This is a genomic window from Metabacillus kandeliae (assembly GCF_021166585.1).
Taxonomy (GTDB): Bacteria; Bacillota; Bacilli; order Bacillales; family Bacillaceae; genus Metabacillus_B; species Metabacillus_B kandeliae.
Map to the genome: position 1 here is coordinate 38,790 of NZ_JAJOZE010000004.1, position 18,017 is coordinate 56,806.

General features: G+C 44.6%; 18 protein-coding genes. 8 read left to right on the top strand and 10 right to left on the bottom strand.

Going from position 1 to position 18,017, the window contains the following annotated elements; all coding sequences use genetic code 11:
- The first annotated feature begins 189 nt into the window (after window positions 1-189).
- A complete protein-coding gene (locus tag LRR81_RS11215; RefSeq protein ID WP_408631600.1) occupies window positions 190-2,313 on the top strand; it encodes a transglycosylase domain-containing protein in 2,124 nt (707 codons plus the stop codon).
- Window positions 2,314-2,350: 37 nt separating this feature from the next.
- Here LRR81_RS11215 and LRR81_RS11220 read toward each other — a convergent pair whose 3' ends face one another.
- Together LRR81_RS11220 and LRR81_RS11225 are read right to left on the bottom strand one after the other, a co-directional pair.
- Complete coding sequence (locus LRR81_RS11220) at window positions 2,351-2,605, bottom strand: CPCC family cysteine-rich protein (RefSeq protein ID WP_231789467.1); 255 nt, start codon at window positions 2,603-2,605, stop codon at window positions 2,351-2,353.
- Window positions 2,606-2,865: 260 nt separating this feature from the next.
- Window positions 2,866-3,153: a hypothetical protein gene (locus tag LRR81_RS11225; RefSeq protein WP_231789468.1), complete on the bottom strand. Its 288-nt coding sequence runs from the start codon at window positions 3,151-3,153 to the stop codon at window positions 2,866-2,868.
- A 694-nt stretch (window positions 3,154-3,847) separates the two neighbouring features.
- Between LRR81_RS11225 and LRR81_RS11230 the strand changes: the two genes are divergently transcribed.
- The 6 genes from LRR81_RS11230 to LRR81_RS11255 all read left to right on the top strand — a co-directional run bounded on the left by LRR81_RS11230 (window position 3,848) and on the right by LRR81_RS11255 (window position 11,568).
- Window positions 3,848-5,599: an ABC transporter ATP-binding protein gene (locus LRR81_RS11230; RefSeq protein WP_231789469.1), complete on the top strand. Its 1,752-nt coding sequence runs from the start codon at window positions 3,848-3,850 to the stop codon at window positions 5,597-5,599.
- A complete protein-coding gene (locus LRR81_RS11235; RefSeq protein WP_231789470.1) occupies window positions 5,596-7,617 on the top strand; it encodes an ABC transporter ATP-binding protein in 2,022 nt (673 codons plus the stop codon). The genes LRR81_RS11230 and LRR81_RS11235 overlap by 4 nt, the downstream gene beginning before the upstream one ends.
- Window positions 7,618-7,983: 366 nt before the next feature.
- Window positions 7,984-8,577, top strand: coding sequence for a TetR/AcrR family transcriptional regulator (locus tag LRR81_RS11240; protein WP_231789471.1), 594 nt, complete (start codon window positions 7,984-7,986; stop codon window positions 8,575-8,577).
- Window positions 8,578-8,678: 101 nt separating this feature from the next.
- Window positions 8,679-9,515 carry a DUF4097 family beta strand repeat-containing protein gene (locus LRR81_RS11245; RefSeq protein ID WP_231789472.1) on the top strand — a complete coding sequence of 279 codons (837 nt, stop codon included), beginning with the start codon at window positions 8,679-8,681 and terminating at the stop codon, window positions 9,513-9,515.
- Window positions 9,516-9,592: 77 nt separating this feature from the next.
- The gene (locus LRR81_RS11250; protein WP_231789473.1) at window positions 9,593-10,252 is read left to right on the top strand and encodes a hypothetical protein; all 660 of its coding nucleotides are present in this window, start codon (window positions 9,593-9,595) and stop codon (window positions 10,250-10,252) included.
- A gap of 152 nt (window positions 10,253-10,404) precedes the next feature.
- Window positions 10,405-11,568 carry a glycosyltransferase family 4 protein gene (locus LRR81_RS11255; protein WP_231789474.1) on the top strand — a complete coding sequence of 388 codons (1,164 nt, stop codon included), beginning with the start codon at window positions 10,405-10,407 and terminating at the stop codon, window positions 11,566-11,568.
- Between the two features lie 3 nt (window positions 11,569-11,571).
- On the opposite strand, the gene LRR81_RS11260 is transcribed toward LRR81_RS11255, so the two are convergent.
- The 4 genes from LRR81_RS11260 to LRR81_RS11275 all read right to left on the bottom strand — a co-directional run bounded on the left by LRR81_RS11260 (window position 11,572) and on the right by LRR81_RS11275 (window position 14,506).
- On the bottom strand, window positions 11,572-11,781 hold the full coding sequence (locus LRR81_RS11260) for a hypothetical protein (protein ID WP_231789475.1): 210 nt from the start codon (window positions 11,779-11,781) through the stop codon (window positions 11,572-11,574).
- Window positions 11,782-11,848: 67 nt separating this feature from the next.
- Entirely contained in the window at window positions 11,849-13,345 is a 1,497-nt protein-coding gene (locus tag LRR81_RS11265) for a M1 family metallopeptidase (RefSeq protein WP_231789476.1), read from the bottom strand.
- A 214-nt stretch (window positions 13,346-13,559) separates the two neighbouring features.
- Complete coding sequence (locus LRR81_RS11270) at window positions 13,560-14,183, bottom strand: NAD(P)-dependent oxidoreductase (RefSeq protein ID WP_231789477.1); 624 nt, start codon at window positions 14,181-14,183, stop codon at window positions 13,560-13,562.
- A gap of 113 nt (window positions 14,184-14,296) precedes the next feature.
- The gene (locus tag LRR81_RS11275; protein ID WP_231789478.1) at window positions 14,297-14,506 is read right to left on the bottom strand and encodes an alpha/beta-type small acid-soluble spore protein; all 210 of its coding nucleotides are present in this window, start codon (window positions 14,504-14,506) and stop codon (window positions 14,297-14,299) included.
- 254 nt (window positions 14,507-14,760) lie between these two features.
- Between LRR81_RS11275 and LRR81_RS11280 the strand changes: the two genes are divergently transcribed.
- The gene (locus LRR81_RS11280; RefSeq protein WP_231789479.1) at window positions 14,761-15,003 is read left to right on the top strand and encodes a hypothetical protein; all 243 of its coding nucleotides are present in this window, start codon (window positions 14,761-14,763) and stop codon (window positions 15,001-15,003) included.
- Window positions 15,004-15,336: 333 nt separating this feature from the next.
- Here LRR81_RS11280 and LRR81_RS11285 read toward each other — a convergent pair whose 3' ends face one another.
- The 4 genes from LRR81_RS11285 to LRR81_RS11300 form a co-directional block, all read right to left on the bottom strand.
- On the bottom strand, window positions 15,337-16,461 hold the full coding sequence (locus LRR81_RS11285; RefSeq protein WP_231789480.1) for an ABC transporter ATP-binding protein: 1,125 nt from the start codon (window positions 16,459-16,461) through the stop codon (window positions 15,337-15,339).
- A gap of 138 nt (window positions 16,462-16,599) precedes the next feature.
- Complete coding sequence (locus LRR81_RS11290) at window positions 16,600-17,481, bottom strand: helix-turn-helix domain-containing protein (RefSeq protein ID WP_231789481.1); 882 nt, start codon at window positions 17,479-17,481, stop codon at window positions 16,600-16,602.
- Between the two features lie 88 nt (window positions 17,482-17,569).
- Window positions 17,570-17,746, bottom strand: a complete 177-nt coding sequence (locus LRR81_RS11295) for a hypothetical protein (RefSeq protein WP_231789482.1) — start codon at window positions 17,744-17,746, stop codon at window positions 17,570-17,572.
- 46 nt (window positions 17,747-17,792) lie between these two features.
- Window positions 17,793-18,002, bottom strand: coding sequence for a YheE family protein (locus LRR81_RS11300; protein WP_231789483.1), 210 nt, complete (start codon window positions 18,000-18,002; stop codon window positions 17,793-17,795).
- Between the last annotated feature and the right edge of the window lie 15 nt (window positions 18,003-18,017).

The window sequence follows — 18,017 nt, forward strand, 5'->3', positions numbered from 1 at the left end:
GGAGTATTGAAATGCCTTTAAGTGAATATACCCGGTTTAACGGCAAATCTAACCAATCCCGAAATGCCCCCATAGAATAGAGGTGTTTCCCGAATGTTGTTAGCATGCGTGGTTTTTAGGGAATACTTACGGGTCTGCCTTTTGCAGATACTTTCCTAACTTTTATACATAAATCTAATACTGCAGGTGATGAAGTTGCTGAAAGGGTATTTAGTTCGAATTGTGGTTATTGCAGCACTTGCTGTGCTTTTGCTGTCGCTTTTGAATATGTACATGGTGAATGCAAAAGATGTGTCAAAGCTTGAGAAAATTATCGCACAGCCGACCGTGATATATGGCCATGACGGCAAGCTTGCGAGCAAGCTGAGCAATGCGAAGGTTGACTGGGTGGATTATGAAAATATTCCTCCATCCTTTATCCATGCGCTCGTGGCAACAGAGGATCGGGACTTTTTCAAGCATGGCGGGGTTGATTATTACGGCATCGCGAGGGCGGCTGTAAAAAACGTGACGTCAGGCGGAGTTGTTGAAGGAGGCAGCACGCTGACTCAGCAGCTGGCAAAGAACGTATTTTTGACGCATCAAAAGACGTTTACCCGAAAATTTGATGAATATTTTTATGCTAAAAAGATAGAAAAGGAATATTCAAAAGAAAACATTTTGGAGCTTTATGCAAACCATGTGTATTTCGGAGAAGGGGCATGGGGGCTCGGCAGGGCTTCTCAAATTTATTTCGGGAAGCAGCCGAAGGAATTATCACAGAGCGAAGCGGCTGTATTGGCCGGTTTGATTAAAGCGCCATCTGCTTATTCTCCTGTGAAAAATATGGAGAAAGCGAAAGAGCGCCGCAACCTTGTTCTGAGTCTAATGGCAGAACAGGGATATATAACAAAAGAAGAAGCTGAAAAGGATAAAAAGGAAAGCATTCAGCTGAAGCAAAAAAAGACGGATCCATTTAAAGGGAAATATCCTTCTTATGTGGATCAGATTGTGGCCGAGGCAGAACAAAAATACAATATCCCGCAAGGCGACTTGCTTTCAGGCGGGTACAAGATTTATACAGAGATGGATCAGGACATGCAGGCTGGGCTTGAGGATGTCTATAAGGATGATAAGTTATTTCCGAAAAGCTCTTCAGATCAGATGGTGCAGAGCGGATCTGTGCTGATTGATCCAAAAACAGGCGGAATCAGGGCATTGGTCGGGGGCAGAGGGGTTCATTCCTTCCGCCAGTTTAACCATGCCACACAGCTGAAGCGGCAGCCAGGGTCTTCTCTTAAGCCGATTGTGGACTATGCACCTGCTTTGGAAAAAGGTTTTGATGTATACAGCAGTCTGAAGGATGAGCCGCTCAATCTAAAAGGCTACTCTCCTGAAAATTATGATCATCAGTACAGAGGAACTGTGACAATGTACGATGCCCTCGTGCATTCTTATAACGTTCCGGCTGTCTATACCTTAAATGAGATTGGCATACAGGCTGGCCTTGATTCAGCTGCTAAATTCGGTATTCCGGTTACAAAGGAAGACAGGCAGCTCGGACTTGCACTTGGCGGGCTTTCAAGAGGCGTGTCACCCCTTAACATGGCAGAAGCGTTTTCCGCTTTTCCGAATGGCGGAGTGCGCGAAGCCTCTCATACGATTGTGAAAATCATTGGTCCGAGCGGCAAAGTTGAGGCGATGCATAAGAAAGAAGAAACACGTGCTGTTTCAAAAGAAAATGCTGACAAAATCACTTATATGCTAAAAGGCGTTATTAACGAAGGAACCGGGAAGAAGGCGAAGCTTGAAGGCGGACGGGAATTGGCCGGTAAAACAGGCACAACCCAGCTTGCCGAAGAGGGGACAGATGGCTCTAAGGATCAATGGTTTGCAGGGTATACGCCAAACCTCGCCGGAGCAGTATGGGTCGGTTATGATCATACGAGCAGCGAGAATTATTTGACTGATTCTGCAACAGATACAGCGGCTCCGATTTTCAAAGCGATCATGGATCGTGCAGTGAAAAATCTGCCTGCTGAAAAGTTCCAGCTTCCGGTATATGAAAAACCTTATACACCGCCGCCGGAAACGGAAAAAAAGAAGAAACCGGAAGAAGACAAAGCTAAAGAAAAACCCAAGGATGCTAAAAAAGAACAAAACAGCAAAAAGGACAATAAAGATAAAGAGAAGAAAAAGGAAAACGGAGACAGGAAAGAGAAAGACAAAAAAGAGCGCAAGAAGAAAGAGGACAGCAAGGACAATAAAGATCAAAAAGATCCCAAGAGCAAAGAGAAAGAACAGAAAGACATCAGTAATGAAAACAGCAATTAAGCCAATAGAAAAAGCAGCCTGCATAAGGCTGCTTTTTCTATGCTTCGATTTTTTCCTGAAAGGGAATCCAATGAGGGTCCTTTTCATCAAAAAAGCTAGGTTCGCGGTGCGGGTAAACACCATTCATGAAATCTTTTTGATAATCGCGCAGAGATTTTTCATTTGTGCCGCTGGCAATGTCAGGGTTGTAGGATTGCAATGGATCATCTTCCCAAAAGCAGAGGTCGCAGAGTTCCCAATTTCGCGGTCTAACCAATGTTCTGTAGCCGCAGCATGGACAAGTCGCCTTCATATTCCTTCCTCCTGTTACCAAAGTGCAAAAACTAAAAGAAAACCTGCAGAAAGCAGGCTGTGTTGCGGCAGTAAGTATAAAGTATATTTCTTAAGTATTAGGAAAGCAGGCTGATAATCCAGCCGATAACAACAATTGCACCAATAACCATAAGGATTGTCCGCAGCATGTTCGTTCTCCTTTGCTTCAGCTATGTGTTTTATCAAACACAGCCTGATATTTTCTATATTTTTTTCTTAAGCAGCTTTTTTTATTCTTGCTTAATGAAGCTGCATGGTTAAAGAAGAAGATGGCTGCTCTGTGTTTTCAGTGCAGATCGATTGAATTTCGCTTAGTGTTTCTTCATCTTGAATGTTCTCTAGGATAAGGCTTATCTTATGCTGGCTTGATTGCGTCAGAAGGAAAGAAACCATTGAAGGAAGTTTGCTGGCGCTCACTTTTGTATGGTTTTCAGTCTGCAAAGAGATTGAACCTTCACATTTGCTGGCAAGCTTGTACAGGCTTAAGGCCTGATGCATATTCAGCGGTTTTTCAAGTGATTTAATCATTCGGTATTCCTCCGTATCAAGTATGTTATAGAGTAAATACCTCTTATAAGAAAGTTTAAAACATCTCTTTAGTGAAATAGTTCTTTAGACCTTTTCGGTTTGAAAAGGGAGGATTATGGCTTGAAATGAAGAACACCGCTTTTCAGTGGCGGTTTAATTATTTAGCGGCTAAAAACCGCTGACTTTCCTGCGCTTTTTTGTTCCCTTTCTGTTCGCCAGGCCCTTTAATGTACCTGTAAAGGGTCTATTTAAAAGAGAATTAACGGCTTATGGCACATTTTTAAATTGGCAATTGACAGAAATATGAAATAAATGGTATCGTTACAAATGGAAATGTACCAAAATATACATCGAAAGGAGGGCTGGGCCATGAGAAGAATCACTTTTAGAATCGCAATGGTTAAAAGAGTATCTGTTTTCGGCGCAGCCCTGCCTTTTTAACGAGCAGCTTTTAAGCAGCAGCTCATTAAAAACATTTAGGCACGGGCAGCATCCTTTTATCCTGCTGTCCGTGCCTTTTTCATTCTTTCATGAAAAAAGGCATATGCTTTAAGCATTGTGCCTTTTTTTATTGATAAATTTTTAGAAAATTAGGAGGAATCAGATGTGAAAAGAAGCAGACTCATTAAAAGGCTAGTGGAAAAAGGAGATCCAGACAGCGGTTAGCAAAAAAGCATAAAGGAGATGAATATCCATGTTTTCGGTTTTAGTGAAGTTAAAGTGGTTTTTTAAACAATATTGGCTGCAGTACGCGATTGCAATCGTTTTGTTATTGATCGTTAATATTCTGGAGGTCATTCCTCCGAAGCTGCTCGGGACAGTGATTGACCAGATTGACCAGGGGATTTTCTCTGCCGGGCTGCTCACTAAGTATATCCTGATATTTATAGGGCTTGGCATCCTGACATACACATGCACTTATTTTTGGATGTATAACCTTTTTGGCGGCTCCAACACGATCGAGAAGATTTTGCGCACCAAGTTTATGGGCCACCTTTTGAAGATGACGCCGACGTTTTACGAGAAGAACCGTACTGGCGACTTGATGGCAAGAGCGACGAACGATTTGAAGGCGATTTCACTGACAACAGGCTTTGGCATCCTGACCCTAGTTGATTCCAGCATGTACATGCTGACCATTCTTCTGACAATGGGCTTTATTATCAGCTGGAAGCTGACGCTTGCTGCCATTATTCCGCTTCCGATTATGGCTTTTATAATCAGCCGCTTCGGCAAGCATATTCATGAACGCTTTATCGCCGCACAGGATGCATTTGGCGACTTGAATGACAAGGTGCTTGAATCTGTTTCAGGCGTCAGGGTCATCAGGGCATTTGTCCAGGAAAAAGAAGATGAAAAGCGGTTCAGCCATATGGCGGCTGATGTGTACCGGAAAAATGTGGCCGTCGCAAAAATTGATGCCCTGTTTGATCCGACAGTCAAGCTCCTGGTCGGCATCAGCTATATGATCGGTCTTGGATATGGCGCTTATATGGTTTTCAACAGAGAATTGACGCTTGGGGAGCTTGTTTCCTTTAACGTTTACCTCGGCATGATGATCTGGCCGATGTTCGCGATCGGAGAGCTGATCAATATTATGCAGCGCGGCAATGCATCACTTGACCGAATCAATGAAACACTTGCTTACGAGCCTGATGTAAAAGATGCTGCAGCACCTGCATCGGCTGATATTCCAAGCAGCATTGAATTTAACTCTGTTACTTTTCAATATCCTTCTTCCGAAGTGAAAAATCTAAAGGATTTGTCCTTTTCTGTAAAACGCGGCGAAACAGTCGGGATTGTCGGCAAAACAGGCAGCGGCAAAACGACGATCATCAGACAGCTGCTTCGCCAATACCCAGCTGGAAAAGGAGAGGTCAGAATATCCGGGGTGCCGATTGAAAAGCTTCCGATGGAAACGCTCAGGCAATGGATCGGCTATGTCCCGCAGGATCATGTGCTTTTTTCCAGAACGGTAAGAGAAAACATCCTGTTCGGAAAGATTCACGGAACAGAAAAGGAGCTTCAGCATTCTATCGATTCAGCTTTCTTCCGGAAAGATCTTGAAATGCTTCCGAAAGGGCTTGAAACGCTCGTTGGCGAAAAAGGGGTCGCTTTATCCGGCGGCCAGAAGCAGCGGATTTCCATTGCACGGGCGCTTCTGATTGACCCGGAAATCCTGATTTTGGATGACTCGCTTTCAGCCGTTGATGCGAAAACAGAAACGGCAATTATTGAAAATATTCGCCGGGAGCGGGCTGATAAAACGACGTTTATTACCACTCACAGGCTTTCAGCTGTTGAGCATGCCGATCAGATACTTGTCCTTGACGGCGGGGTCATTGCGGACAGAGGAACACACGCCGAGCTGATGAAACGGGACGGGTGGTACAAAGAGCAATATGAAAGACAGCAGATTGAAGAAGAAGGCGGGGTGAGCGCATGAACACAGGAAGAAAATTATTCCGCTACGCGCTCCTTTACAAAAAAACGCTGATTCTGGCGTTAGCCATGCTTTCCATTGCGGTGTTTGCCGAGCTGACAGGTCCCTTCATTGCCAAAAACATGATTGACCAGCACATTCTCGGCATTGAAAAGCCGTGGTTTGAAACAAGCAAAGCTGGAAATGATAGTGTTTCTTACAAAGGAAAGCTGTATAAGCGCAGTGACCGCTTTTCAGATGGAGAAGCAAAAGGCAGGCAAATCAGAATTGTGCAGGTGAAAAGGGACTATTATTTTATCCCTTCAGGTATCCGGTTTGACGGAGCCCGGACTGCCGAAGGCTCCAACCTGGTGATTTCGAAAGGGAAGCAAAAAGCGGTTTATCCTGCTGAAAAGCTATCAAGACAGGAGCTGTTAAGCTTCTATAAACCTGAAGTGAACGGTGTGATCCGCTTGATGGGGCTGTACCTGGGTCTTCTTGTTCTGGCATCATTCTTCAACTATGGCCAGCGCTACTTCCTTCAGGTCACGTCCAACCGGATTATCCAGCGGATGAGAGAAGACATTTTCGAACACATCCAGCGCCTGCCGATTACGTACTTTGACAGCCTTCCGGCAGGGAAAATTGTAGCAAGGGTCACGAATGATACTGAAGCCATCCGCGAGCTGTATGTAGCGGTCCTTGCCACCTTTTTTACAAGCGCCATTTATATTACAGGCATTTTCATCGCGCTCTTTTTGCTTGAACCGAAGCTCGCCTTGATCTGCCTTTTGATTTTGCCGCTGCTTGCTGTATGGTCTGTGATTTACAGAAGATATGCCGCTAAATATAACCATAAAATCCGCTCGATTGTGAGCGATATTAATGCAATGGTGAACGAATCAATTCAAGGGATGACGATCATCCAGGCATTCCGCCGCCAAAAGGAAACAAGCAGGGAATTTGAAGAGCTGAATGAGTCTCACTATCAGTATCAGCGAAAGCTTCTCAGCCTGAATTCTCTTTTATCCCATAATATGGTCGGATTTATGAGAAACATTGCCTTTGTTGCGCTGATCTGGTTTTTTGGAGGAGCTTCTCTCAAGGCTGATGCCGCGATTTCCCTTGGTGTTTTATATGCATTTGTCGATTACCTGAACAGACTGTTTCAGCCGATCACAGGAATCGTTAACCAATTTGCCCAGCTTGAGCAGGCAAGGGTGGCATCAGAGCGGGTGTTCCAGCTCCTGAATCAAAAGGGTATCCCTGTTGAAGAAGCAGCAGGCAGCCGCTATAAGGGTAATGTTGTTTTCGATGATGTTTCCTTTGCTTACAGCCTTGATAACTATGTCTTGAAGAATATCAGCTTTGAGGCAAAGCAAGGCGAAACAGTGGCCCTTGTCGGCCATACAGGCTCTGGCAAAAGCTCGATCATGAATTTGCTCTTCCGCTTTTATGAGATTCAAAAAGGAAAAATCACGATTGACGGTAGTGACATTTCAAAAATGTCGCGCCAGGAAGTCCGCAAGCACATGGGCATTGTGCTGCAGGATCCGTTTCTTTTTACCGGAACGATCGCCTCTAATGTCAGTCTTGAAAATGAACAGATCCCAAGGGATAAAATTGAAAAAGCCCTTCGTGATGTAGGGGCTGAGGAGCTATTGAAGCACCTTCCGGAAGGCTTTGATGAGCCTGTTGTGGAAAAGGGAAGCACCCTTTCCTCAGGCCAGCGCCAGCTCGTTTCCTTTGCAAGGGCTCTTGCCTACGACCCGGCCATCTTAATTCTCGATGAGGCGACAGCAAGCATTGATACGGAAACAGAAGCCATCATCCAGGATGCCCTGGAAGTGCTGAAAAAAGGAAGAACAACCTTTATCATCGCCCACAGGCTGTCCACGATCAAAAATGCGGATCAAATCCTTGTGCTGGAAAAAGGAGAGATCGCAGAACGCGGCAGCCATGATGAGTTGATGAAGCAAAAAGGAAAGTACTATCAAATGTATAAGCTGCAGCAGGGAAAGCAAAAAATCCTTGCAGGTTAATGAGAAAGGATGCTGTCATGATGACGGCATCCTTTTAATTTTCGGCTGTGTTAAGATCTTTTGCTGGTATCTTTAAAAGATAAAAAGCTGGTGAAGAACCAAAGAAAATTAAGAGACAGAAACTACGGCAAATGTTGAACAAGTTAGTGTCATAGTCACAGAAGACCACAAAAAGATGACTATTTCGAAGACGTCGGAAAAGGTGTCGAGAAATTAGATATCCCAGGCATATCAGATTAATGTTTCAAATAAAGCAACAAAGCCTTCTTCAAAGCATTGACCGGAAATAAAAAGGAGTATAGAATAAAATTGATTGACCGATCAAAATAAAAAATGACTAATCAACATTTGCTAAGGGTGGAAAAAATGGAAAATAAACAATACTTGATAGCTGATGCACGAAAAGAGCAAATAATGAAAGCTGCGATTGAAGTTTTGGCAGAAATCGGTTACCAAAGCACGAGCCTTTCAACAATAGCAAAAAAAGCAAATATTAGTACTGGACTAATATCCTACCATTTCTCTGGTAAAGCAGATTTAATGAGGAATACATTGATTTATTTGGTCCAGAAGGAACGGGAATTTATTAAGGGAAAAGTAGAACAGAAACAAACTTATACGGAAAAATTAACGGCGTTTATAGAAGCAAGTTTGGCATATCAAATAACATATCGTGAAAATAATATCGCTTTACTTGAAATTATTTTCAATGCCCGCACGCCAGACAACGTCCCATATTATCGAGCAGAAGTTAATCAGGAAGATGAATTAATTGTTTGGTTGAAAGACATTCTTTACAAAGGACAAGAATCTAAAGAATTTATAAATTTTGATACACGGGCGATTGCAATTGTGATTCGAGGTGCAATATCAGGTTCGATGTCATTATCTCAAAATGAATTAAGTCTTGAAGATTATAGTGAGCAAATTGTAAAAAGCGTCTTAAGAATAGTCAAATGAGAAAAAATGTTGTATTTCTACTCCCGCAATAACGTGGTTTTGGACAATGTTCCAAGGAAGTATAGAACAATTTGGTCATTAGTTGAAAGGGGGAAAGAAAAGTGAACAGTAAAAAAATGTATTTCCTGGGCATCAGTCTGCTCATCATGAGCTTCATTGCAACGGCATGTCAGCCGCTCGATTTTGTGGATAAATTGCCCTATCACAAGCAAAAATGGGCGTTTGCGCACAACAGGCTGAGTGCGCTCATCATCGAGAGCGAATATGACGCTGATATGGAGTTCATCCCCAGTCCTGATGGCACCAACTATGTGGAAGTCAGCGGCAATATGCAGCAAAACAGCGCTGATCAGTTGAAAGAGACGGAGATCAAAGGGGATGCCCTAGAACTCCAGCTGGATAAAGATGTGAAATTAGTCGCGCCTAACTATAAGTCCATCAAACAAAAGATTATTGTAGCGCTGGCCGATGAAACAGAGCTGCAGCAAATTATTTATAAATCAAACAACAGTAAAAGCAGCTTTACTGGATTAAAGGCGAAAAATATCAATATGTCTGTATCTTCCGGCAATCTGCGAGCGGAGAATATCAACGCCGGACGATTAAGTTTAGTTACAAAATCCGGGGATATTGCGGCGGAGCGAATACGGGGGAATGCAGAAATACAAACCCACTCAGGCAACATTAAGGTTCAAGGGCTCAAAGGTGCTCTTACGGCGCAATCGGCTTCTGGCAGCGTTAATGTGACGGGGCAGCGTTCAGATAGCATGGATATCTCCGTTCGCAGCGGTGACGTGGCTTTGTCACCTGATCCGGAGTTCAAAGGATTCTTCGACTTAAAGACCGCTACTGGACACATTAAAGCACCAGAAGCACCCAAAGAAACGAAAGATGTTATCAAGATAAGGACAGATTCAGGTGATATACAAATCCGATAAAGTGTGCCGGCAGCGGAAGCTCGGGCTGAAGAGTTTAGGGCGGGTGCTAACTAAATAGACAAAATTGAGGTGAGGAAGTGTCCAAAAAGAAAAGAAGACTCAAAGCCGCGAAAAGGGTGAAAGCCGGAAATGGGCGTTCGCTAAAAGCCTTTCACTGGTGGCAGATGCTCTCCCGTTCTTTATTTTATCTCCCAGTGATAAAAGAAGATGGCCGACAAGCGGTCTTCGCAGTTGATGTTCCGTATTGGGAACAGTTTTTCTCCTCGAATGCCGATAAAGGAAAGGCCCACCTATACTTTGACGGAAAACATTGCGCCGAGTCCAAACTGCCTGCGGTCTTCCCCGTGGATGGAGGATGGATTGAAGTACAGTCCACGGTTTTTGGGCTTAAACGCTGCCACTTTGTTACAGACGAAGGAGCAGAGTATCAGCTTACCCCTGACGAAAGGTCTACCGAGGGGCGGCGCGCTCGTCTTGATCGCGGCCACCCGGCGCTTGGCCGCTGGATCAGAATCATTTCTCTCATTATGGTTATCATTCCTATTGTTCTCGCAGCCCCTCAAATCATCGATATTGTCACTCATATCCCTCCGGTAGCTGAGCGCTTCGGTACCTTCAACTCGCCTATTGCTCTGTCAAAGTGGTTCAACATGGCGCTCGGTCTCTGCGCAGCAGCGGGGAGTATAGAGCGGGCAACGCGACTGAAATGGAGCGCATTCCTGGACGGTAACTTATAGCAGTTGGCTGTTCGGGGTTTAACAAGCAAATAGTATAAAAAAGGAGCTTCCTCAAATTAGGAAGTTCCTTTTTTAAAAAACTGGAACAAGCTCCTGCAGACGTACATATAAAAATAAGTACGAAAGAAAATTTTTTGCGGAGTGAGTAGGAAATGAATATCTTGTTTCTGCTGGATAGTTATCCTGATGAAGCACAGCCTGATCACCCATATGCCCTTTTGGCTGATGAATTTTCGAAAAATGGGCACAAGGTGTATATGGCTGCCTTTCGGGAAACCTCATATGAGAATGAAACGATCCTTTCTGAAGAAGGCAGTCTGTCTATTCTGCGAATGAAAAAAAGCCGCATTTATACATCACCGGTATTCGGGCCTTTTTTCCAGCCGGGCTATATCAGCCGAGAGCTCCGGCAGTATTTCAAAGGCATTCATTTTGATCTTATTTTATCAGCCTCACCGTCAAGCATCCTGCCAGGCACCATTTCACGGGTGAAAAAAGAGCATCAATGCCCTTTTTATCTGCTGCTGAGAGGGCTGGCCTATGAAACCCTGAAGGATTTGGATCAGCTGAACAATCCGCTTTTTGCCCATCTGCTGAAGAAAAAGGAGTCTCTTCTTTACGAGGAAGCTGATTGGATCGGATGCATTTCCCCTGAATTAGTCAAATTTTTAGGCGCCAAATATTCCTTCCGGAAAAAACTCGATTACGTGCCAAATTGGCAAAAACCAAAAATATTAAAGTCTTATGGCATGAGAGACAAGCTGAAAATCAGCCACAGTGCAAAGCTTTTTGTTTTCGAATACAGCCAAGAGGAAGAAATGCAGTTTTTAATCGAAATAGCCGAAGAGTTCCGCCAGGATGAGGATGCAATGTTTATCATTACCGGTGAGCTGAAGCGCTCAGAAAAGCATTGGATACAATCGAAAAATCTGGATAATATCCGCTTTCTTTCCTCCCGCAGAAAGGAAGAGAGGGACGGGCTGCTGGCTGAAGCTGATATCGGCCTGATCCTGCTTCATCGAAGGCTCGGAACCCCAGTCGTGCCGGCCCATGCCGGAGATTATCTGAATGCCGGGCTGCCGATTCTCGCCAGTGAAAACCCATTTACTCATTTTTCCTATTTGCTGAAAGAAGCGGCATGCGGATTAGTATGCTATACAGGAAACCTGAAGCATTTCCGAAAAAACGCGGAACGCCTCCTGGAAGATGAAGGGATGCGCCACCGCCTGGGCGTTAACGCCAAGATGTATGTTCAAAAGGAGCTATCAGCAGAGAAGGCGTACGAGACGATTATGGGGCATTTTGAAGAGAAATAACGCTTATCTCTTCAAGCGCAGATAGGCCCATTTAATAACCCCAAAAAACACAGCCGCCAGAGGGATCGAGATAAGCAGGGCTGCCGGTGAAGCGGATAGGAAATAAGTGTCCTGATAACTATAGTTCTCTTCTTTCGGCAGAAGGTAAACGGCCGCGAGCAGCACATGCGCGATAAGGGAAAAAAGAATGGATTGCCAAATAGTTTTTTTCATCGTATGATCCTAGTATTTTTCTTGATTTTACCATAAAAAAGCCAGCCGCAGCCGGCTGGCTTTCCCATTAATTCTGATCAGAAGGGAAGATGCGATGCGCCCTGAAGAATGGGGACAAGTCCTGCTTGGAGGACCTTTCCATCGCGGAAATAAAGTCTTTTGTTGTAGAAATGCCGAATTTCTTTTCTTTAAAGTAGGCTTTCATGGCTTTGTAGAAAGCAGCATCGCCAAGCTCGAGCCTAAGGTCATTCAGTGCAGTGGAGCCGTAATCATAAATAGTGTAATAATAAGCACTGATTCCTGCATTCCCTCTTGCCGTGAAGTCAGAGACTTTGCTTGAAATATGGTAGTAAGGATCTGAAAGCGGAGGCACGTTCAGTTCATCAAGGCTGTTGTCGTAGAGTGCTGCCGCGAAGCTTGCAAAGGATTCATCGAGCCATGGTTCATCATATTCGTTGTCCCCGATAATGCCGTAAAACCATTGGTGCCCGATTTCATGGGCATTGACTGATTTAACCCATTCCTGTTTTCTGTTTTCATTCAAGCTGATCATGACCAGCTGAGGATATTCCATGCCGCCGAACCAGCCTTCCATTGTAACAACATCCAGCTCAGGCCAAGGGTATTTGCCGAATTTTTTACTGAAAAGCTTGATGCTGTCTTTACCTGACTCAAGCAGGGAAGCAGCATATTTGGCATATTTGTCATCGTAGTACACATGTACTTTGACCCCGTTCACTTTAGAGGACAAAATTTTATAAGTTGGATTCATTTCCATAGCAAAGTCCCGGACATTTTCTGCTATGTAATGGTGGGTTGCCAGTTCGCCGTCCATTTTCGGCTTGCCCTGCTCAGTTCCTGTTGCGGCAATGACCTGCTTTCGGTTAGTCGTTACGTTGACATCAAAGTTACCTGTCAGAGAGTAGAAGGATTCACCGGCATTAAAATAAGGATCCACATTCCAGCCTTCTTCATCATAAACAGACAGGATCGGGAACCAATTTCCCATGGAAACAGTGTCGCCGTACCAGCCGAAGCGGTCCTGCTGCTCAGGAAAGCTGACGGTAAAATCCATTGTGACAGTTGCCTTTTTATTTTTTGGAAGGGAAAGGTTTGTAATATGAAGCGCAGTTTCCTTCACATCAAAGGCAGCTTTTTTGCCGTTGACTCTAATATTGGAAACGTCCATGCCGCCGCCTTTTTCCTTAAAGTCTGCAGCGCGTCCCCAAAGGTTAAAATAAAGTTCACTTAAGTTTTGTTTCACATTATTTTTGAAGCTAACATTCAGTTTTCCAGTCAGTTTGTGAGTTTTAGCGTCGTATTTTACATCCATTTTGTAGGAAGGATCGGCAGGGCCTCTGAGACTGCTGTCTGCTGTTCCTTCCGATTTCCTGGCAGATTTCAGTGAGACAAGCTTTTTCTGAGCTTTTTGATTAACGGCTTTGTAGGCTGCCTTGCTTGAGGAATAGCTTTCCTGCTTCGCTTGAGCCGGCATTGCGATCCCTGCTGTGAGCATAACAGCCGCAATCCCTGATACAAGTGCTTTCAAATGACGCTCTTTCATCCCATCATCCTCCTTTAATTGCTTACGACCTAAAAATTCAATATTCGGAAAATTATTCCTTGATTATATTGTATGATTTTGTAAAATTGTTTTACTGGGTAAAGAATCATGCAAGAAAGCAGGAGGTTTTGTCGAAAGGTGCCCTTTTTCACATTAGAGGAAGAAAGAGAATAAGAATTTGGACATAAAAAAAGCAGGCATCAAAGCCTGCTCTTCAGTAAGAAAGTCCAACTCTTTTTTGGGAATAAGTATGGCTGAGCATTTCATTATAAAGAAAGTCCGCTGTATCCTGCACAGAAATGCTTTTGCCATCTATCGGAAGAAAATCAACTTCCCGGCGGTAGCTGCCAGTCAGCTCTCCGTCAGGCAAATAGGTCGGACAGGCGATCATCCAGTCCAAATCCGCTTCCTGAAGCAGCCTGTAGACGGATAAATGCTCTTCAGACGCCCTTGTTAAACGGCGTTTTGATTCAGAGGATTGAAAGCGGAAGAGCTCAGGAGAGATGCGCGACTGCAGGATTCCCGCTGTTCCTACTGTCAGGAGGCGCGTCAGCCCCAGCTGCTTCATCGATCCAGCGATATTTCTCATGCTGACAGAAAGGGTGTCATCGCCGTCTGTAGCCAAACAGCTGACAGCGAGCTCAGAGCCTTGCAGGGCCAGCAGCACATCCTCTTCATTTCTTGTGTTTCCTTCCAGCACAATAGAAGGTTTCAGGTTTAATAAATCCAGCTTTTGTTTGTCCCTGACGAGGACTGTTACATGATGCCCGCTGTCCAGGCAGCGCTTTAAAAACTCCCGGCCGGTCCTGCCGGTGCTGCCGAATAAAGTAATTTTCAAGGTATCACCGCCTAGTGTAATAAAGACAGTTTACTGGTTATGAAAGATTACGGAAAGCAAAAAGAAAGAGAGACATGAGGATTCATGTCTCTCTTAGCCATGTTATTTAATTCTTATCGTTGGTAAGAACCGCCGATTTGTTGTTGAGCCATTTGAACCAAACGCTTAGTGATTTCGCCACCAACAGATCCGTTAGCGCGAGCTGTTGTTTCAGCGCCAAGGTTTACACCGAACTCAGAAGCGATTTCATACTTCATTTGGTCGATTGCTTGAGAAGCGCCTGGAACTACTAATTGGTTAGAGCTGCTTTGTCTTTGAGCCATGTCATTTTCAACTCCTTTAATGGATTTTTTGGCTGGGTTTGCTGGGATTGCACCAGCGGATGAATTCTAGGATGAGTTCATTTGCCTCTTGGCTAACCCACTAACAAGACTTTTGCTTGCTTGTATATTGGTAGTATGGAAAGATATCAAGCTTCTATGCATGAATTGAAATTGGTAATTATTGTTTAGTACATATCCCATATAGCCAAGTTGCATTCTAACGGAAGAAGAAAATGAAAAAGGAGACTAAGAACATGGAGATGTGTCCTTTATGCAACGGCTTTTCAAATAAGTGGATAGAGTGCCCTGACTGCGGCTCATTGATGGAGGATACCGGCAGGCTGACAGACTATCTGGATGAATACAGTGCTTATATGGAAATTGACAGCATGAAGCTTCACGATGGGGTGCTTGATTCCCTGCAGCAGCACAAATGCGTTCACCTGTGGCATTGTCCGAAATGCCAGCGCGAGAAGTTGTCTGAGGAGCGGGAATAGGGTATAGTTTGCCCGGTTGAGCTGGAGAGTATTGCGATTAGCTGCGTATGAATAGGGTTAAGGGAGAAACGCTCTGCATAATTGGGAAGGCGCGCATAAAGAGCAGAAAGCGCGCATAAACGGAAAAAGCTGAGCATAAAGAGAAAAAGCCGTGCATAAGAGCTTTTGCCCGCGCAAAAAATGCTAAAAGCCGCGCATAAACAGCCAAAAGCTGCGCATAAACGCTAATTTGCTTCTCACTGAAGCTTCAAAAAGCCGGCAAACATACGAAAAACCACCCATCCACCAATAAAAACAAAAAAAAGCCTGACGCAATGTCAGGCTTTTTCTGTATTATACTGCTGCAACTGCTTCGCTGGCTGGGCGAATGCGGTTTTCGTTTTCTTTGTCAAAGAAGTGAGCTTTGTTCATATCAAAAGCAAGCGGCAGCGTTTGACCAGGGTCAACGTCTGTTCTGGAATCTACGCGTGCGATGAATTCGTGGCCGCTTACAGAGGAGTAAAGCATTGTTTCAGCTCCCATAAGCTCAGCTACTTCAATAACAGCGTCGATTCTTGTGCCTGCAGATGAGTCGATGAATACCGGCTCATCATGGATGTCTTCCGGACGGATGCCCATGATCAGCTCTTTGTTCAAGTAGCCTTGGTCGCGAAGGTATTTCATTTTTCCTTCCGGCACAGCCACTTTTACATCACCCATGTTGAAGAATCCTTCTTCAAGTGTGCCTGTCATGAAGTTCATCGCAGGTGAGCCGATGAAGCCGCCGACAAATACATTTTCAGGCTTTTCGTAAACTTCTTTAGGTGCGCCAACTTGCTGGATAATGCCGTCTTTCATAACGACAAGGCGGGTAGCCATTGTCATCGCTTCAGTCTGGTCATGCGTTACATAAATAGTAGTCGTCTGCAGACGCTGGTGAAGCTTGGAGATTTCAGCACGCATCTGTACGCGGAGCTTGGCATCAAGGTTGGAAAGCGGCTCATCCATTAAGAAAACTTTTGCATCGCGCACGATTGCACGGCCAAGTGCCACACGCTGGCGCTGACCGCCTGAAAGAGCTTTCGGCTTGCGGTCAAGGTATTGCTCAAGACCGAGGATCCTTGCTGCATCTTTAACGCGGCGGTCGATGTCATCCTTCGGAAATTTGCGGAGCTTAAGTCCGAATGCCATGTTGTCATATACGTTCATGTGAGGATAAAGGGCATAGTTCTGGAACACCATTGCGATGTCGCGGTCTTTCGGAGCAACATCGTTCATTTTCTTCCCGTCAATCGTGAAGGCGCCTTTAGAAATTTCTTCAAGTCCTGCAATCATGCGGAGAGTCGTAGATTTACCGCACCCTGATGGGCCGACAAAAACGATGAATTCTTTATCTTTAATATGAAGATTGAAATCTTGAACTGCTGTTACTTTGTTATCGTAAATTTTATAAATGGAATCAAGCTTTAATTCTGCCATTTTGTTTCCTCCTCAGTAATAAAGCGTTTTCTTTATCTAAGCTTAAGTTTATCGAATATCGTAAAAAGAGGGTATAGACAAGGTGCACAAAAAAATGAAAGGGTTTTCGTGCATCCGCACAAAAAAAGGCTGGCGCGTTCAAGGCGCCAGCAGATCAATCCCCGCAAGAATCATATAAACAGCAGAAGCTTCCGTAAATTGTTTAATATCAATTCCCGTCTTTTCAATAAAACGGTCAATTCTGTACTGAAAGCTGTTGCGGTGCATGTACAGCTTTTTTGCAGCAGAAGAGGCATTCAGGTTGCAGGCCATATAGACATTCAATGTGTCCACAATCTCCTGATCCTCTATGGACTCCAGAAAATAATCAGAGAGAAGCCCCGCATCGACAAGTCCCGGTCTTGCCAGAAGCACCTTTGGCAGAGCTTCATAAAAGGTCATGAGCTTTTTTCGTCCGATTTCGTGAATGGCGGCAGAAAAAGCAAATTCCCTCTCGAATTTTCCGCTTAATCCTTCACCTGGCTTATGAAGCTGGCCGATCAAAAAGGAAGGCTCCGCATAAAAGTCGCTTGTCAGCGTGTCGGAAAATTGCCGGATGGCATCAATATCTGCTGCTCCGCCTGCTTTAGAGTCAGCAAGTATCACTCTATGGGCGCCGCTCCAGATCGCGGCTGCTTCTTCAAACGTACCATGGAGCGCTTCAGCAAATGCCTCCCTGTCGACTAAATCCTTTATGTATAAGTAATAAAACCGGACGCCGCTGCCTTTTTCACTGCCTGGATAAGGCCCGTTTTGAAAAAGAAACTGGTGCCAGGCTTTTTCCGTCTGGCTGAGAAACTGTTCCTGCCCTTTAGAAGCGAACAAGGCCTGAAGCAGCTTTGTTTCAGAAGGGGAAAGGGCGGATTTCAGGAGGCCGAAGCTTTCGCCTTCATCTGTTGAAAGCCACAGAACGCCGTCTCTTTCAGGATGATAGCCTTTGATAAAGGCATGCTTGTATTTGTTTAATAGCTTTTCCAGCATAAAATAAACTCCTTTAAAGCAAATCAGTGACCTTTTCCTCTATTATAGCGAAAAAGAGGCCGTCTTGGAAAAGACCTGCCCCTTATCATTATTCTTTCACGGTATGCGGAGGCTCTTCATCCGCCAGATCCCGCGCTTCCTCAATATTGGCGCTGTCCAGCCCTTTGTGAACAGATCCGCCGGAGAGCCCTTCATTGATCATTCGGTCAATATCAAGATACGCTTTGTCCCTGCCCTCATAGAGGGTATCTTTTTTCTGATCCATGCCAGCCTCCAGATGTAAGAAGTGGACTTAGTTTATGCCTTTTCCCTCATTCATACACGTGGTAAAGCATCAGATCCTGGATCTGGGAGAGAATGAGATCCTCGTTATCCTTCGGAGGCGCCTGGGTTCCCCATTCAATTCGGCCGTTATTATGATAAATGCCGTCATAATGCGTGCCTTTGAAATAAAAAGAAATCCGCCAGCCGGGAAGAGCCGCTTTTTTGTACAGCGGGCTCCATTGGAAATGTGTAATCATTGCCGTTTTAGCTCC

Excerpts from the sequence above, each read along its gene's own strand:
- LRR81_RS11215 (WP_408631600.1), top strand. The coding sequence starts at position 190 with ATGAAGTTGCTGAAAGGGTATTTAGTTCGAATTGTGGTTATTGCAGCA.
- LRR81_RS11220 (WP_231789467.1), bottom strand. The coding sequence starts at position 2,605 with ATGAAGGCGACTTGTCCATGCTGCGGCTACAGAACATTGGTTAGACCG.
- LRR81_RS11225 (WP_231789468.1), bottom strand. The coding sequence starts at position 3,153 with ATGATTAAATCACTTGAAAAACCGCTGAATATGCATCAGGCCTTAAGC.
- LRR81_RS11230 (WP_231789469.1), top strand. The coding sequence starts at position 3,848 with ATGTTTTCGGTTTTAGTGAAGTTAAAGTGGTTTTTTAAACAATATTGG.
- LRR81_RS11235 (WP_231789470.1), top strand. The coding sequence starts at position 5,596 with ATGAACACAGGAAGAAAATTATTCCGCTACGCGCTCCTTTACAAAAAA.
- LRR81_RS11240 (WP_231789471.1), top strand. The coding sequence starts at position 7,984 with ATGGAAAATAAACAATACTTGATAGCTGATGCACGAAAAGAGCAAATA.
- LRR81_RS11255 (WP_231789474.1), top strand. The coding sequence starts at position 10,405 with ATGAATATCTTGTTTCTGCTGGATAGTTATCCTGATGAAGCACAGCCT.
- LRR81_RS11260 (WP_231789475.1), bottom strand. The coding sequence starts at position 11,781 with ATGAAAAAAACTATTTGGCAATCCATTCTTTTTTCCCTTATCGCGCAT.
- LRR81_RS11265 (WP_231789476.1), bottom strand. The coding sequence starts at position 13,345 with ATGAAAGAGCGTCATTTGAAAGCACTTGTATCAGGGATTGCGGCTGTT.
- LRR81_RS11275 (WP_231789478.1), bottom strand. The coding sequence starts at position 14,506 with ATGGCTCAAAGACAAAGCAGCTCTAACCAATTAGTAGTTCCAGGCGCT.
- LRR81_RS11280 (WP_231789479.1), top strand. The coding sequence starts at position 14,761 with ATGGAGATGTGTCCTTTATGCAACGGCTTTTCAAATAAGTGGATAGAG.
- LRR81_RS11285 (WP_231789480.1), bottom strand. The coding sequence starts at position 16,461 with ATGGCAGAATTAAAGCTTGATTCCATTTATAAAATTTACGATAACAAA.
- LRR81_RS11290 (WP_231789481.1), bottom strand. The coding sequence starts at position 17,481 with ATGCTGGAAAAGCTATTAAACAAATACAAGCATGCCTTTATCAAAGGC.
- LRR81_RS11295 (WP_231789482.1), bottom strand. The coding sequence starts at position 17,746 with ATGGATCAGAAAAAAGATACCCTCTATGAGGGCAGGGACAAAGCGTAT.
- LRR81_RS11300 (WP_231789483.1), bottom strand. The coding sequence starts at position 18,002 with ATGATTACACATTTCCAATGGAGCCCGCTGTACAAAAAAGCGGCTCTT.